Annotated in this window: 9 protein-coding genes; 5 read left to right on the forward strand and 4 right to left on the reverse strand. The window is 68.2% G+C overall.

The window, feature by feature from the left end; all coding sequences use genetic code 11:
- Positions 1–740 precede the first annotated feature (740 nt).
- The 3 genes from B0I29_RS17460 to B0I29_RS17470 form a co-directional block, all read right to left on the reverse strand.
- Entirely contained in the window at positions 741–1,979 is a 1,239-nt protein-coding gene (locus tag B0I29_RS17460) for an SLC13 family permease (protein ID WP_181557847.1), read from the reverse strand.
- A gap of 99 nt (positions 1,980–2,078) precedes the next feature.
- The gene (locus B0I29_RS17465; protein ID WP_111650053.1) at positions 2,079–3,371 is read right to left on the reverse strand and encodes a hemolysin family protein; all 1,293 of its coding nucleotides are present in this window, start codon (positions 3,369–3,371) and stop codon (positions 2,079–2,081) included.
- Positions 3,372–3,437: 66 nt separating this feature from the next.
- Entirely contained in the window at positions 3,438–5,039 is a 1,602-nt protein-coding gene (locus B0I29_RS17470) for an FAD-dependent oxidoreductase (protein WP_245972583.1), read from the reverse strand.
- Between the two features lie 91 nt (positions 5,040–5,130).
- Here B0I29_RS17470 and B0I29_RS17475 point away from each other — a divergent pair, with 91 nt between their 5' ends.
- The gene (locus tag B0I29_RS17475) at positions 5,131–5,673 is read left to right on the forward strand and encodes a TetR/AcrR family transcriptional regulator (RefSeq protein ID WP_111650055.1); all 543 of its coding nucleotides are present in this window, start codon (positions 5,131–5,133) and stop codon (positions 5,671–5,673) included.
- A gap of 9 nt (positions 5,674–5,682) precedes the next feature.
- On the opposite strand, the gene B0I29_RS17480 is transcribed toward B0I29_RS17475, so the two are convergent.
- Positions 5,683–6,237 (reverse strand): TetR/AcrR family transcriptional regulator, encoded by a 555-nt coding sequence (locus B0I29_RS17480; RefSeq protein ID WP_111650056.1) that lies wholly within the window; start codon positions 6,235–6,237, stop codon positions 5,683–5,685.
- Positions 6,238–6,608: 371 nt separating this feature from the next.
- On the opposite strand from B0I29_RS17480, the gene B0I29_RS17485 reads away from it, so the two are divergent.
- The 4 genes from B0I29_RS17485 (at position 6,609) to B0I29_RS17500 (ending at position 15,046) form a co-directional block, all read left to right on the forward strand.
- Entirely contained in the window at positions 6,609–10,055 is a 3,447-nt protein-coding gene (locus tag B0I29_RS17485) for a PA14 domain-containing protein (RefSeq protein WP_111650057.1), read from the forward strand.
- Positions 10,056–10,119: 64 nt separating this feature from the next.
- A complete protein-coding gene (locus tag B0I29_RS17490; protein WP_183192677.1) occupies positions 10,120–12,099 on the forward strand; it encodes a glycosyltransferase in 1,980 nt (659 codons plus the stop codon).
- Positions 12,096–13,502 (forward strand): glycosyltransferase, encoded by a 1,407-nt coding sequence (locus B0I29_RS17495; protein ID WP_220091335.1) that lies wholly within the window; start codon positions 12,096–12,098, stop codon positions 13,500–13,502. Before B0I29_RS17490 ends, B0I29_RS17495 begins: the two co-directional genes overlap by 4 nt.
- Complete coding sequence (locus B0I29_RS17500) at positions 13,499–15,046, forward strand: ABC transporter (protein WP_111650059.1); 1,548 nt, start codon at positions 13,499–13,501, stop codon at positions 15,044–15,046. Before B0I29_RS17495 ends, B0I29_RS17500 begins: the two co-directional genes overlap by 4 nt.
- Positions 15,047–15,224: the final 178 nt, after the last annotated feature.

A 15,224-nucleotide genomic window follows, 5' to 3' on the forward strand; every position in this document is an offset into this window, starting at 1 on the left:
GCGCCACCGTGAGAACGACGAACCCGAGATCAGCCACGGGAGAACTCCAGAGTCGAGAGGTTTTTGCTTGCCCCCGAAGCAAATCTCGCCGGCCCTGGCGTTGACAGGTCCGTTCACACCACGCAGACGCCCCCACCCCCGTTATTCACACCCTGTTGACGCCACCACCCCCAGCGCCCAGTGCCAGCGCCAGCCGCCGCCCGCCCGAATGCCGCTGCTGCCCTGCTGCCCTGCTGCCCGCTGCTGCTCTGCGGCCGCTGCTCTGCTGGCCGCTGCCACCCGACGGCCCTGCTTGTTCGTTGTGCCAGTTCGCCGTGCCCAATGGCCTTCTCGTTCGCCATGCCAGTCGGCCGTGCCCGATGGCCGGCCCGTTTCGCCGCCGCCATTGCCGGCTCGCCGTTCGCGCGATCCTGGCAAGTTCCGGTGAGGTCGCACGAACCCGCGGTCCGCGTAGGTGAGGTCGCACGCAACGGCTCCGTGCGCATGGGTGAGGTCACACGCAACGGCTCGGTGCGATTTCATCCACGCCAGGGCCGAGACAGGAGCTCACGGACACACTCGGTGCGACCTGATCACCGCCGCCGGCCGCCTGCGTGTGCCCACGTCTCGCCCGCCCGCCAGCGTGTCGATTTCGGGTGCGAATCGCACCTCAACTCGACACGCACGAGCGCGCGACCCACGCCCGTGTCGGCTTTGGGTGTGGGTTGTGCCTCAGGTCGGCGCGCTCTTGGGTGGGTTCGTTAGATGCCGGACAGGTGGAGGCCGGCCCAGAGGGCTGTCACCGCGGCTACCAGGCCCAGCGGCACCGTCAGGGCGCCCAGCCGGAGGAACTCGGACGTTCGCGGGGCCGCGTCTCGCGCGTGCAGGATTCGGCGCCACAGCAGGGTGGCCAGGGAGCCGACATAGGTGAGGTTCGGGCCTACGTTCACCCCGATCAGCACCGCCAGCAGCAGACCCGGTGACGACGACACCGCCGGGAGCAGCACCAGCGTCGCCGGCAGGTTGTTGAGCAGGTTCGCCAGGACAGCGGCCAGCACCGCCACCCCGAGCAGGCTCAGCAGATCGTCGTGGTGCGGCACCAGCTTGTCCACCCAGTGGCCCAGGCCGTTGTCGCGGACCGCCAGGACCACCACGCCCAGGGCCAGTACGAACGCGCAGAACGCCGGATGCGCCTCGACGACCAGCGAGAACGGCTTGATCGTGCGGCGCCGCAGCAAGGGCACCGCCATCAGGACGGCGCCGGCCACCGCGACATAGGCCGGTTCCACGCCCAGTGGCTGCAGGATCGCGAATCCGGCCAGCGTGACCGCCAGGATGACCAGGGCGTATCGCGGGGCCGGGCCCGGCTGCTCCGGCTCCTTCGACGCCGGCAGGTCGAGATCGCGGGCGAAGAAGAACTGGAAGATCAGGTACTCGACGGCGATCACCGCGATCCAGGGCGCCGCCATCAGGGCCGCGAAACCGGCGAACGTGAGACCACTCGCGGCGAAGGCCAGCAGGTTCGTCAGGTTCGACACCGGCAGCAGCAACGACGCCGAGTTGGCCAGGTGGTTGCAGGCGTACGCATGAGGCTTCGGTCTGACCCCGGCCCGTGCCGCCACAGCGAAGACGACCGGAGTCAGCAGCACCACTGTCGCGTCCAGGCTGAGCACTGCCGTGGTCAGCGCGGCCGCCCCGAAGACAGCGCCGAGCAGGCGGCGGGGCCGGCCCTTGCCGGAGCGGGCCACCACCGCTCCGACGTATTCGAAAACCCCGTGCCGCTCCGCCGTGTACGCGAGAACCAGAACAGCCGCCAGGAATGCCACTGTCGGTGCTAATTCCCGTACCTCTGAAAGAGCCGCAGCCGGAGTGACCAGGCCTAGGCAGACGGCCAGCAACGCGGCGGGAACCGCCGCGGCGGCCTCGGGCAATCCCCTGGGCCGCGCTACCGCGAACGCGAGCACCGCGCCGAGCAGCGCCAACGCGATGATCATGGACACCGGCGCAGCCTAAGTCGTGGCGAGCGGGACCGCGACCGGGCGGGATGCGTCGTGCGCCACGACACAGCCACGTCGCGCAGAACACCCGCCCGGAAGCCGTCAGACCGCTACGTCCTCGGACGGTTTCTCGGCCAGCGGACGCAGCCGCAACCTGGTGATCGCCCGGCCGGTGATCTCGACGACCTCGGCGGTGTGTCCGTCGATCGTGACGGTCTCGCCGGTCTCGGTCGGGATGTGGCCGAGGCGGGCCAGGACCAGGCCGGCGACCGTGGTGTAGTCACCGGCGTCGAGTTCCTCGATGTCGACGCCGATGTCCGGTAGGTCGTGGATCGGGAAGGTGCCGGGCAGCAGCATCGTCCCGTCCTCTTCGCGGATGACCGACTGCACGTCCCGGTCGGTCTCGTCGTAGATCTCGCCGACGACCTCTTCGACCAGGTCTTCCATCGTGATGATGCCGTCGATGGCGCCGCGCTCGTCGACCACCATGGCGAACTGCTGGTGCTGGGACCGCAGCTGGCGCATCGCGTCGGAGACCTTCAGCGTTTCCGGCAGGAACAGCGGGTTGAACATGAACTCGCGGACCGGGCCCTGCGCGCCGATCAGATCACGCAGGTGGACCACGCCGAGGACGTCGTCGAGACCCATCGGGCCGGTGACCGGCGCCCGCGAGTGACCGCCCGCGACCAGCCGGTCCAGGGCCTCCGCCGCCGGCGTCTCGGCCGGCAGGATCAGCACGTCACGGCGGGGGACGAGGATCTCCCGCAGGATCCGGTCGGCGATCTCGAACGCGCCGGAGATGATCGTGCGCTGCTCGGCCGTGAAGTCCTGCTGCTGGGCGACCATGTCGCGGATCTCTTCGGTGCTGACCTCTTCGCGGCTCGCGTTCGGGTCGACGCCGGCCAGGCGCACCACCAGGTCGGTGGTCTTGCCGAGCAGCCAGATCACCGGCCGGCTCATCGTGGCGATGATGTCGAGCGGCCGGGCGACCATGATGGCCCAGCCCTCGGCGCGCTGCATCGCGATCCGTTTCGGGGCCAGCTCACCGATGACCAGGGTGAAGAACGTCAGGACGATCGTGACGAGCACGATCGCGACGGTGTCGGCGGCCGTACCGAGGAAGCTCAGCGGCTTGACCAGCGGCTGCGCCAGGGAGACCGCGGCAGCCGCCGAGGCCAGGAAGCCGGCGAGGGTGATGCCGATCTGGATGGTCGCCAGGAACCGGTTCGGATCCCGCGCCAGTTTGGCGAGCGTCCTCCCGGTGCGTGACTGCCTCTCCAGTCTCTGCAACTGGCCTTCCCGTAGCGAGATGAGAGCCATCTCGCTACCGGAAAAGGCCGCGTTGAGCAGCACCAGCACTACGACGAGGACAACTTGCCACCCGTATCCGCCCACGGCGGAAATCAACTCCTTCGATGTCTCCGCGCACGCGCCGGCATGGCGCTTCGCGAAGGTCTCAGGTTACCCGTTGACCAGGCTCGTCGCCGCCGCCCGGCCCGCCCGGTACCCGAACACCACTGCGGGCGCGATCGTCGAGCCCGGGCCCGGGTAGGTCCGGCCCATCACTGACGCGGTGGTGTTGCCCGCCGCGTAGAGACCGGAAACGCCCACAACGGCACCATTCTCGTCGGTGAGGAGGCCGCCTTTCGTACCCAGGTCGCCGGGAACGAGCTGGACCGCGGTGAACGGGCCCTTCTCGATCGTGCCGAGGTTCGGGTTGGGCTTCACCGTCGGGTCGCCGTAGTAGTTGTCGTAGACCGTGCGGCCCCGGCCGAAGTCCTCGTCGACACCGCTGCGGGCGAAGCCGTTGAAGCGGTCGACCGTCGCCCGCAAGCGAGCCGGCTCGATGGACAGAACGCCCGCCAGCTCCTCGAGAGTCGCCGCCGACCGGACGATCCCCGCCGAGCGCAGCTTCTTCGTGCCGGTCAGGAACGCGTTGAACAGGTAACGCCGCCGGTGCCTGGTGTCCAGGATCAGCCAGCTGGGGATGGCGTTCGACCGCTCCAGCATGGCGTGACCGAAGTCGATGTAACTGGCCGACTCGTTGGTGTACCGGTCACCCTGCTGATCCACCACGATGCTGTACGGCATCGACCGCTCGGACAACACGAACTGGTGATGCCCGTCCGGCAGCGGCACCGACGCGCCCCACCAGGCGTCGTCCATCAGGTCGAGCGTCGCGCCGGCCTCGGCGGCGAGCCGGATCGGGTCACCGAGGTCACCGTCGGCGGCCGAGGTGAATCCCGGGGTGCCGTGGTGCTTCTCGCGCCACTCGGTGTTGCGCGCGAAGCCACCGGCGCCGAGAATGATATTTCGCGTTTTAATGCGCATTTCCCCCGCCACGGCCCCGACGATCGCACCGTCCTCCACGATCAGCTCCGTCAACGGGGTGTTCAACAGAACTGACGTCCCCTGCTCACGAACGATTCCGAACAGACTCGCCGTCAACGCCGACCCGATCCCGAACAGCCGCTTCCCGGTCGCCAGCCCGAAGAGAGTCCGGAAGACGAACTGCGCACCCCGGACGAACCCGCTCGGCGTCGACCAGGCCCGCGACAGCAGCCACACGTCATCGGTCTTCAGCGGCGCCGGCATGCTGTCCCGGCCCCGGAACGTCTCGAACCACTCGCCGAGTTTCTTCGTGTCGAACGGCTCGACCTCGATGCCCCGCCCGACCATGCCGCCCGGCCGGTCCGGGTAGTAATCGGGGTAGTCATGCGACGCCACCCACCGCACACCCTTGCTCCGCAGCAGCTCGAAGACCTCGGGCACGGTCTCCACGAACGCCCGCCGGCGCTCCGGCGAACTCGCCGGCCCGACGTCGCCGATCGCCTCCTGCATGTAGGTGAGCGCCTTCTCCACCGAGTCCTCGCCCCGGATCAGCGGGTTCGTCGGCATCCACAGCCCGCCGCCGCTGAGCGCCGTGGTCCCGCCCCACTTGCCGGTGCTCTCCACGACAAGAACCTTCGCGCCGGCGTCGGCAGCGGCGATCGCGGCGGTCAGCCCCGCCGCCCCGGTACCCACCACGAGCACGTCAACTTCACGATCAAAGATTTCGGACACGTTACGTCTCCTAGCCGATCGGCTACTCACAGATGATCGGCAACCTAGCCGCTCGGCTAGCCGAGAAACAAGATCTCGGTACGATCGGACCATGCGAACCGCACGGGAACGGGTCCTGTCAGCAGCCCTGGAGCTCTTCGCCGAACACGGCGTGAGCGGCACGTCGCTGCAGATGATCGCCGACCGGATGGGTGTCACGAAGGCGGCCGTGTACCACCAGTTCCCGACGAAGGAGGAGATCGTCCTCGCGGTCATCGACCCGGTCCTGCTGAGCCTGACCCCGATCGCCGCCTCGGCCGCGCGCCGCAGAACTCCCGCGGCCCGGCGTCGCTATGTCCTCGACGCGGTGGTCGATCTGGTGGTCGAGCACCGGCGGCTGTCAGCGGTGCTGAGCTTCGATCCGGTAGTGAGCCGCCTGGTCCGCCAGCACCCGTCGATGACGGTGATCTCCGAACTGGTGGAGCTGCTGACCGGCCCGGACCCGTCCCCGGCCACCCGGGTGGACGTCGCCATGGTCGCCGGCGGCCTGGTGATGGCCGGCGCCGAGTCGTCCCTCTCCGACCTTCCCGACGAAACCCTCAAAACCCACTTGCTCAAAACCTCGCTGCGCACCTTGCGCCTCAACCGGAGTTAGTACGCCGAATCAGCCGAGCGGCCGGAACACGCCCTCCAGCAACAGGTCGACCGATCGGTCCGCGGCGGCGCGGGCGATCGCCACGTCGGTGGTGGTCTCGGCGACGCCCTGCACCATCGCGAAGAGCAGCGCAAGGTCACCGGGTTCCAGGTCGGGCCGGACGTGCCCGCAGTCGCGAGCCCGGCGCAACGGTCCGGTGAACGCGGCGATCACCCGGTGCAGGTACCGCTCCTGGGCGGCCGGGTCGAGCCGGCGCGCCAGGCTGACCAGCCCGCGCAGCGAGACCAGCGAGTGCAGGGTCTCGCGCAGGAGCGTACGGAAGTCGGTGTGCGCGGCGTGTGTCTCAAGCCGTTCGAGCTGGTAGCTGATGACGCCGGCGAGCAGGGCGTGCCGGTCGGCGAAGTGGCGGTACAGGGTGGCCTGGCCGACGCCGGCGCGGCGCGCGATCTCGGGCATCAGGGCGAAACCCTCGCTGCGGGTCAGCACTTCGCTGGCCGCCTCGAGGATGGCCGCACGGTTGCGCTGGGCATCTCGTCGACGCGTTGCCGGGGCTCCGTACAGCACCTGTACCCCCTTAGCTACCGACGAGTCACGTTACTTGCCGGTAACGAGAATGTCATCATCTCCACATTCTCGGATCTGACCACGCTCCGGCGCCGGCGAAGCCGCCAGGGCGCGGACGGCGGCGGGTCCTACCTGGACGTTCCCATTCGATAACCTGCCGGAAACGGTAACGGAAATGGATCACGGAATTCCGTGATCCATTTCCTTTTGCGGGGACAGTCCACTTTGGTACGGAAAGCCCGAGCCGGAAATCCTCGGGAATCAAGTGCGTCATTTACCATTCAGCCGTCCGGTCCGGACCGGAAATGACAGCCCTCTAGTTTCGGTAGTCGCGGACGAAACTGGGGGGAACCGTGAGGACGCGATTCATCATGATCATTGTCGCTGTGCTGGCAGCGACGCTCCTTGAGCCACCACCGGCCTACGCGGCTCCTCCACCCGACTTCCAGACCTCGCTGGTGATCGGCGCCGACCTGAACGAGCCATCGGGCTTCGAGATCGCCCCGGACGGACGGATCTTCATCCTGGAGCGGTCCGGGAAGATCCGGATCTACAAGAACGGTCACCTGCTCGCTACACCGTTCGCCGACCTGCCGAGCGAGGCGAGCGGTGACCGCGGACTGATCGGCATCGCGTTCGACCCCGAGTTCGGCGTCGCCAATCACTACGTCTACTTCTATTACACCGGGCTTGACCTGCACAATCGCCTGGTTCGGTTCGACGCCTCGGGTGACGTGGGTACCGACGGGCCGTACACGATCTTCCGTACCGAGTCACTCTCCCAGCAGCTGCACGTCGGCGGCAGCATCCGGTTCGGACCGGACGGGAAGATGTACTTCGCGGTCGGCGACAACGGTTACTCCAGCAACGCCCAGGTCCTCAGCAACCCGCACGGCAAGATCCTGCGGATCAACAAGGACGGCTCGATCCCGGCCGACAACCCGTTCTACGGCCAGGCCGGCAAGGAGCAGGCGATCTGGGCGTACGGGTTCCGCAACCCCTGGCGGTTCCAGTTCGACAGCCTCACCGGTCAGCTCTACGGCGGCGACGTCGGCGATTACACGTGGGAAGAGGTCAACCACATCGTCAAGGGCGGCAACTACGGCTGGCCGCTCAAAGAAGGCATATGTGCCGCGAACTGTGCCGGTTTCACCGACCCCATTTACGTTTACCCCCATAACGGGGAAAGTGCGGCCGCGACCGGTGGTCCGATCTACCGCGGTGACCAGTTTCCCGCCGAGTACCAGGGCAACCTCTTCTTCGCCGACTACGCGAAGGGCTTCATCCGGCGCGCTGTTCTGGACGCGGCCGGCAACGCCACGAGCGTGACCGACTTCGACGCCACCGCCGGCTCGGTGGTGGACATGAAGGTCGGGCCGGACGGCTCGCTGTACTACCTCACGTTCATCCCGGGACGGCTCTACAAGGTCAGTTACAGCCTGGGCAACCACGCGCCGACAGCGGTGGCGTCCTCCGACGTGACCGGCGGCGACGAGCCGCTGACGGTGCACTTCTCGGGTGAGGGCAGCACTGATCCCGACGGGGACGATCTGACCTTCGAGTGGGATTTCGGGGATGACACGACAAGTGTCAGTAAAAATCCGACAAAAACCTACAGCCAGACCGGCGTTTATCAGGTCACCCTGACCGTCAGAGACAGCGAGGGCAACGCCAACTCCGCCGTCCCCATCATCATCCAGGTGGGCATCCCGCCCACGGTTCGCATCGCGGTCCCCGCCGACGGCTCGACCTACCGCGCCGGCGACGTGATCACCTACAACTCGTTCGCCACCGACGCGGCCGGCTTCGACCTCGACGACAACGACATCACGACGAACGTGGTGCTGCACCACGGCACCCACATCCACCCGTTCGTCGGGCCGCTCACCGGCCGGGCCGGCCAGTTCACCATCCCGGTCACCGGTGAGTCCTCGGCCGACACCTGGTACCGGATCACCACGACGGCCACCGACGCGAACGGCCTCAGCGCCACCAAGTCGATAAACATCCGGCCGCTGACCAGCACGTTCACCCTGACCACGAACCCGCCGGGGCTGCCGCTCTATCTGGACGGCATCCCGGAGACGACGCCGCACGAGCGGCTCGGCGTGGTCGGTTTCCAGCGCGAGGTGTACGCCCCACCGACCGCCACCGCCGAGGACGGAACCGTCCTGCACTTCACCGGCTGGTCGGACGGCAAAGGCATCCGGCACAGCATCGTGACGCCCGCGCAGGAGGCCACGTTCACGGCGAACTACGCGCCCTCCCCCGCGTTCACCGCGACGTTCTACGGCAACCGCAACCTGGCCGGGACGCCGCTACTGACCCGCTCCGACCCGGCTGTCGACTTCATCTGGGGTGCGGGCAAGCCCGACCCGGCCGTGCCGGCCGACGAGTTCTCGGCGCGGTGGACCAAGAAGCAGTACTTCGCCGGCGGGCGATACCGGTTCACCACGGTCTCCGACGACGGCGTACGCCTCTACATCGACCGTGAGCTGGTCCTCGACCAGTGGAACGGGCAGTCCGGCACCGCGTACGACTGGGTCGGTGACCTGGGCGCCGGCACCCACACGATCACCATGGAGTACTTCGAGGCGGGCGGCGAGGCACTGGCCAAGCTGGACTGGGTGGCCGCGATCGACCAGCCGTCCGACACCTGGAAGGCCGAGTACTGGGACATCACCGGCGCGAACGATTCGCCGACCCTGCCGGTGACCGCACCGGCGCTGACCCAGAACGAGCCGGCGGTCGACCACGACTGGGGAACCGGATCCCCCATCGCGGCAACCGATCACTTCGCGGCCCGCTGGACCCGCACCGTGAGCCTCGCCCCCGGTGAGTACGAGTTCACCACCACCGCCGACGACGGCGTACGCCTCACCGTCGACGGCCTGCGGCTGATCGACGACTGGGCGGACGGCGCGGCCCGGGTGAACACCGAGACGACCCTGCTCAGCGGCGGCCCGCACACCATCGTCATGGAGTACTACGAGAACTTCGGTGACGCCGTGGCGAAACTCGCCTTCCGGCAGACCGCCGACGCGACCGATCCACCGGACTGGGCGGCCGAGTTCTGGAACACCGCTGATCCGGCCATTCCGGCGCGGGCACCGGATCTCACCCGTACCGATTCGGTGATCAGCAACGACTGGGGTGGCGGCTCACCCGACCCGGCTGTCGACGAGAACCACTTCGTGGCGCGGTGGACGCGTACCGACACGCTGCCGGCCGGTGTCTACCGGTTCTCCGGGCGCAGTGACGACGGCATCCGGGTCTATCTGGACGGTGTCCCGATCGTCGACAAGTGGGTCAACCAGAACGACACGTTCAGCACCGACCGGCTGGTCCTCTCCGGGACGCACCAGATCCGGGTGGAGTACTACGAGTACGACGGCGGCGCGATCGCCCAGTTCGGATACCAGCGGATCGGCGACGTGGCGCCGGACGACACCTGGGACGCCGAGTTCTTCGCCGGCACCGCGCTGGCCGGCACACCTGTCGCCACGAGGCAGGACGAGAACATCAACTTCGACTGGGGCGCCGGCAGCCCCGACCCGGCGCTGCCCGGTGACGGCTGGTCGGCCCGCTGGACCCGGACCGCCGAGTACGCGGCCGGCACGTACCGCTTCAGCGCGACCGGCGACGACGGCATCCGGGTGCTGCTCGACGGCGTGACCGTCGTCGACGGCTGGTCCGACCACGCACCCACCACGTTCACCGCTGACATCGAGGTCGCCGCGGGAGAGCACACCGTGATCGTCGAGTTCTACGAGCGCGGCGGCGGAGCCCTGGCCAGATTCAACCAGAATGTCCTCTGAGGAGACGACAATGGTGGACGTCGCACCGACCGCACCAGTCCCGCTGAAAACCAAAGCACCGCCCATGGTCAGTGTCGTCGTACCGACGCGCAACGAGTCGGACAACGTCGGTCCCCTCGTCGAACGACTCCGGACCGCCCTCGGCGAGATGCCCGGCGAGATCGTCTTCGTCGACGACAGCGACGACGACACCCCCGAGGTGATCGCGTCACTTGCCGACGACGACATCCGGCTCGTGCACCGCACGGCCGGGCACCGCGACGGCGGCCTCGGCGGTGCGGTGGCCGCCGGGTTCGCCGCGGCGCAGGCGCCCTGGGTCGTGGTGATGGACGGCGACCTCCAGCACCCGCCGGAGACCGTGCCCGACCTGCTCACCGCCGGCCGCAACGAGACGGCGCAGGCCGTGGTGGCGAGCCGGTACCTGGACCGCGGCCGGGTCGACGGGCTCGGCGGGCTGTTCCGCCGGTTCGCGTCCCGCGCCACCGGGCTGGCCGCCAAGGTGCTCTTCCCGCGCCGGCTGCGGACCGTGACCGACCCGATGAGCGGCTTCTTCGCGATCCGCCGGGACGCGATCCGGCCGGAGGAGCTCCGCCCGGACGGCTACAAGATCCTGCTCGAAGTGCTCGTCCGGAATCGGGTCGAGCGGATCGCCGAGGTCCCGTACACCTTCCAGCCGCGAACCGCCGGCGACAGCAAGGCGTCCCTGCGTGAGGGTTTGCGGTACGGGCGGCACCTCGCCGGGCTGCGTGTCGCCACCCTGCGCCACCCGCGGTCGGCGACCGGCCGGATGCTCGGTTTCGCGCTGGCCGGTGCGGCCGGCACCGCGGTGAACTCGGCGGCGCTCTGGGCGCTCGGCGAGGTGGCCGGTCTGCCGTACCTGGTCGCCGCGTTCCTCGCCGTGCAGGTCGCGATCATCTGGAACTTCGTGGTCGTCGACAACCTGGTGATGCCACCGGGCGAGCGGACCCGAGGACACCGGTTCGGCCGGTTCCTGCTGCTCAACAACACGCTGACACCCGTACACCTGGGGTTGCTCTTCGCTCTGGTGCAGCTCGGCGGGCTGCACTATCTGGGTGCCAACGTGCTCGCCATCGTGGTGGTCTTCCTGCTGCGGTACGTGGTGACGACCTCGTGGGTCTACGGCACACCGAACGATCTGATGAACACGGTCCGGCGCACCGCACAGGTCCGGCTGCTGCTCGCCCTGGTGCTCACCGCGGTCGCCTTCCCGGCGCTGCTCACGGCAGGCTGGGCCGGCGTCGGCACGCGGGGTGACACGGTCCCGCTGATCATCCCGCTGGCCGCGGCCGTGGCGCTGGTGGCCGGGCGGCTGCGGCCCTCCGACCACGAGCCGAACGTGCACGACCGGCAGACCGACGGCCTGATCGCGACGGCCTGCATGGTGGCCGCCGCCGCTCTGCTGATCTTCTCCTCCCTGGACAAGGCAGCGGCGCTCTTCTACCTCGGTGGCGCCGCGATCCTGCTGGTCGGCACCCGCACGGCGGCCCGGCTGCGCTGGGTGCTGCTGCTCCTGCCGATCGCGGCTGTCAGTTCCGCAAGCGTCCGGAACACCGTCGACGACGCACTGAGCTCGATCATCCAAACCCTCGGCCAACCGGCCGGGCCGATCAACAGCGCAGACGGTTTGTCCATCAACAGCCTTCTCCTGGAACGAGGCCAGCTGCCCGGCCTCGCCCTGTTCGGCGCCATCGCCTGCCTCGTGATCAGCGCGTTGATCATCTCCGGGTTCAGCCGCTCCGCGCTCGTCCGGATCGTCGCCGGAACGCTCACCGTGATCGCGGTGACCGTCGGCGCGATCCTCACCGTTCTGCTAGCCGGCCGGCTCTTCGGCCCGGAGGCGTTCCGGATCGCGCAGAAACCGATCTTCATCGACCTGGCCCTCGCCGCCACCGTCACGATCTTCATTGCTCGCTGGAGCCCCATGAAAAACGGAAATAGCGCGATGTTTCTGCCAAGAGCCCGCTTCGCTCTGCTCACCCTGGGCTCTGTCGCGATCGCCCTGAGCGCGGGAGCAGCGCTGTGAGAAACACGAGTGACCCCGTGCGGAACGGGAACAACCCGCACTCCGCCCACGTCGTGCTGACCCGCCCCCAGAAGGCCGGCCTCGTCATCGCGCTCCTGATCATCGGCATCATCGCGATCCTGCGGCCGATGCTCGTCCTGCAGACCATCGTCGCGGTGGTGACCCTCGCTTATGGAGCGGCGATCATCTTCCGGGTCGTCCTGGTCTACGCCGCCGGCCGCGGCGAGCACCAGGTACGCGTCAGCGACGAGGACGCGCGAGCCGTCCCCGACGACGAGCTGCCGATCTACACCGTGCTGGTGCCGGCGTACAACGAGCCCAGCGTCATCGGCATGCTGATGACGCACCTCGGCGCCATCGAGTACCCGCGCGACAAGCTCGAAGTGATCCTGCTCCTCGAAGAGGACGACCGGGAGACCATCGAAGCGGCCGAGGCGTCGATCAGCGGCGACCACGTCCGAATCCTGGTGGTGCCCGAGTCCCAGCCGAAGACGAAGCCGAAGGCGTGCAACGTCGGCCTGGAACAGTCCCGGGGCGAGTTCGTCACGATCTACGACGCCGAGGACATCCCGGATCCGCTCCAGCTGCGCCGGGCCGTGGTGGCGCTGCGCCGGCTCGGCAAGGACTACGTCTGCCTGCAGGCCGAGCTGAGCTACTTCAACGTGGATCAGAACCGGATCACCCGCTGGTTCTCCCTGGAGTACGCCACCTGGTTCCGCTCCCTGCTCCCCGGACTCGTGGCCCTGCGGATGCCGATTCCGCTCGGCGGCACCAGCAATCATTTCCGTACCCAAGAATTGCGTGAGCTGGGCGCCTGGGATCCCTACAACGTCACCGAGGATGCGGATCTCGGCATCCGGCTGGCGCGATCCGGTTACCGGGTGGGCGTGCTGCACTCGGTGACGCTGGAGGAGGCGAACTCCGACTTCATCAACTGGATCAAGCAGCGCAGCCGCTGGTACAAGGGCTACCTGATGACCTGGCTGGTGCACCTGCGCTCACCCCGGGCCACGTTCCGTCAGCTCGGCTGGCGCGGGCTGCTCTGCCTGAACCTCTTCGTCGGCGGCACTCCCCTGGCGGCGGTGCTCAACGCGGTGCTCTGGGCCACCACGCTGCTGTGGTTCCTGGACCGCCCGCCGATCATGGAGGAGATCTTCATCCCGCCGTACTACTACATCGGACTGTTCTGCCTGATCTTCGGGAACGCCACGGTGATCTACCTGAACGTCCTGTCGGTACGCACGATGGACCGCCCGGATCTCCTCGGAACCGCACTGCTCTCGCCGCTGTACTGGGCCATGATGAGCCTCGCCGGAGCCAAGGCCGCGTGGCAGCTGGTCGTCAAACCCTCGTACTGGGAGAAGACGACCCACGGGCTGCACCTGCAGGAGGCCTCGAAATGACACTCGTCGACACTCCGGTCAAAACCCGCAAGATCAACGTGGTCGTGCTGGTCACCGGCATCCTCTACCTCGGCATCGCCATCTGGTTCTGGCGTTACCACCTGATGCCCGGCGACTCCAGCAGCCGCCTCGCCAACGCGTACTACACGATCTTCAGCCGCGACCCGCACCTGGCCGCGATCGGCTTCGTCTGGAACCCGCTGCCGTCGCTGCTGCTGATCCCGTTCCTGCCGCTGACGCTGGTGTTCCCGGCACTGACCCAGGAATCGCTGCTGGCCGTCCTGGCATCAGCCGCGCTGATGACCGCGACCGTCGGGCTCTTCCACTCGGTCATCCAGAAGATCGTCGCAAACCGGGCGCTGCAGATCGCGCTCACCGCGGCCTTCGCCCTGCACCCGATGACCCTCCTCTACGCCGGAAACGGCATGAGCGAGGCATGCTTCCTCTTCACCCTGATGCTCGCGGTCCGCTCGCTGCACCTCTGGCTCGTGGAGAAACGCGTCGAGCAACTGGTCCCGCTGGGCCTGGCCCTCGCCCTCTCCTACGGCGCCCGTTACGAGGCCCTCGCGCCGCTGGCCGCCGTGACCGCCCTGGTAGCCGCGATCACCTGGTGGCGCAGCGGCCGCAACGGCGCCCTGGCCCGGACCGACGCCGTGATCGTCGGCCTGCCCGGCCTTCTCGCCGTCGCCCTCTGGGCCCTGGCCAGCAAGATCATCGTCGGTCAGTGGTTCGCCACGTTCTCCTCGCAATACGGCAACTCGGCCCAGGTCAGCACGTCCGCCGCGGACATCGGCTCGGTCACCGGCGACGATCTGGCCGGCCGTCTCTCGTACTGGGGCCATCAGATGACCGGCCTGGCACCCTTCGCCGCGATCCTGCTGATAGCCGCGCTGGCCTTCGCCTGGCACCGCCGCGACCTGGCGATCCTCGCCCCGATCACGGTCCTCGGCTCGGTCCTGGCCTTCGACGCGATGGCGTTCCTCTCCGGCACGTCCTTCGGCTGGCTGCGCTTCCACATCGCGGTGGTCCCGCTCGCGGTCCTGCTCGCCGCCCACCTGATAGCCGACGCCCGCCAGCGGTTCGTAACCGCCGCATCCCTGGTCCTGGTACTCGCGGCGTTCCCCACCATGTTCAGCATCCTGTCCGATTCCAACCTCTCCCGCGAAGAGGCCCAGTGGGTCACCGAGAGCGGCCGCTTCAACACCTCTGACCTGCACAGAATCAACACCCAGGTAGCGTCCGACCTAGACGCCATGAACCTCCCCGACGGCGCGGTCCTGACCGATGTCGCCTACGCCTTCGGCGTCGTCCTGGCCAGCGACAACCCGGACCAGTTCGTCATAACCCCCGACCGCGACTTCGCCGCCGCCGTAGCCGACCCCACCGCCCACCACATCCAATACCTCCTCCTCTCCGCCGACGGCTCCGCCGACGCCGTCCGCCTGGCCCGCTACGGCCCCACCCCGGTACCCCTCGACAACGCAACCCCGTACCGCGACGCACAAGGCGGCGTCGAATGGTTCCTGGTCAAAACCCCTTTTTAGTACGCGTTTCGCAGGACGCCCGTAGCACCCCGAGCGACCACCTGCCCCTCAAGGCCGTCCGGCCCGTCTCGCGACCGGTGCCCACTCACCCCTAACCCACCCACCCCGAATCCAGCTGGCTCTCACTGCCGTCTCCCCCCAGCCAAGACAGCAGTGAGAGCCAGCCGCCCATCCCCGC

The organism is Actinoplanes lutulentus (assembly GCF_003259845.1).
GTDB lineage: Bacteria > Actinomycetota > Actinomycetes > Mycobacteriales > Micromonosporaceae > Actinoplanes > Actinoplanes lutulentus.

Excerpts from the sequence above, each read along its gene's own strand:
- B0I29_RS17475 (WP_111650055.1), top strand. The coding sequence starts at position 5,131 with ATGCGAACCGCACGGGAACGGGTCCTGTCAGCAGCCCTGGAGCTCTTC.
- B0I29_RS17485 (WP_111650057.1), top strand. The coding sequence starts at position 6,609 with ATGATCATTGTCGCTGTGCTGGCAGCGACGCTCCTTGAGCCACCACCG.
- B0I29_RS17490 (WP_183192677.1), top strand. The coding sequence starts at position 10,120 with ATGGTCAGTGTCGTCGTACCGACGCGCAACGAGTCGGACAACGTCGGT.
- B0I29_RS17500 (WP_111650059.1), top strand. The coding sequence starts at position 13,499 with ATGACACTCGTCGACACTCCGGTCAAAACCCGCAAGATCAACGTGGTC.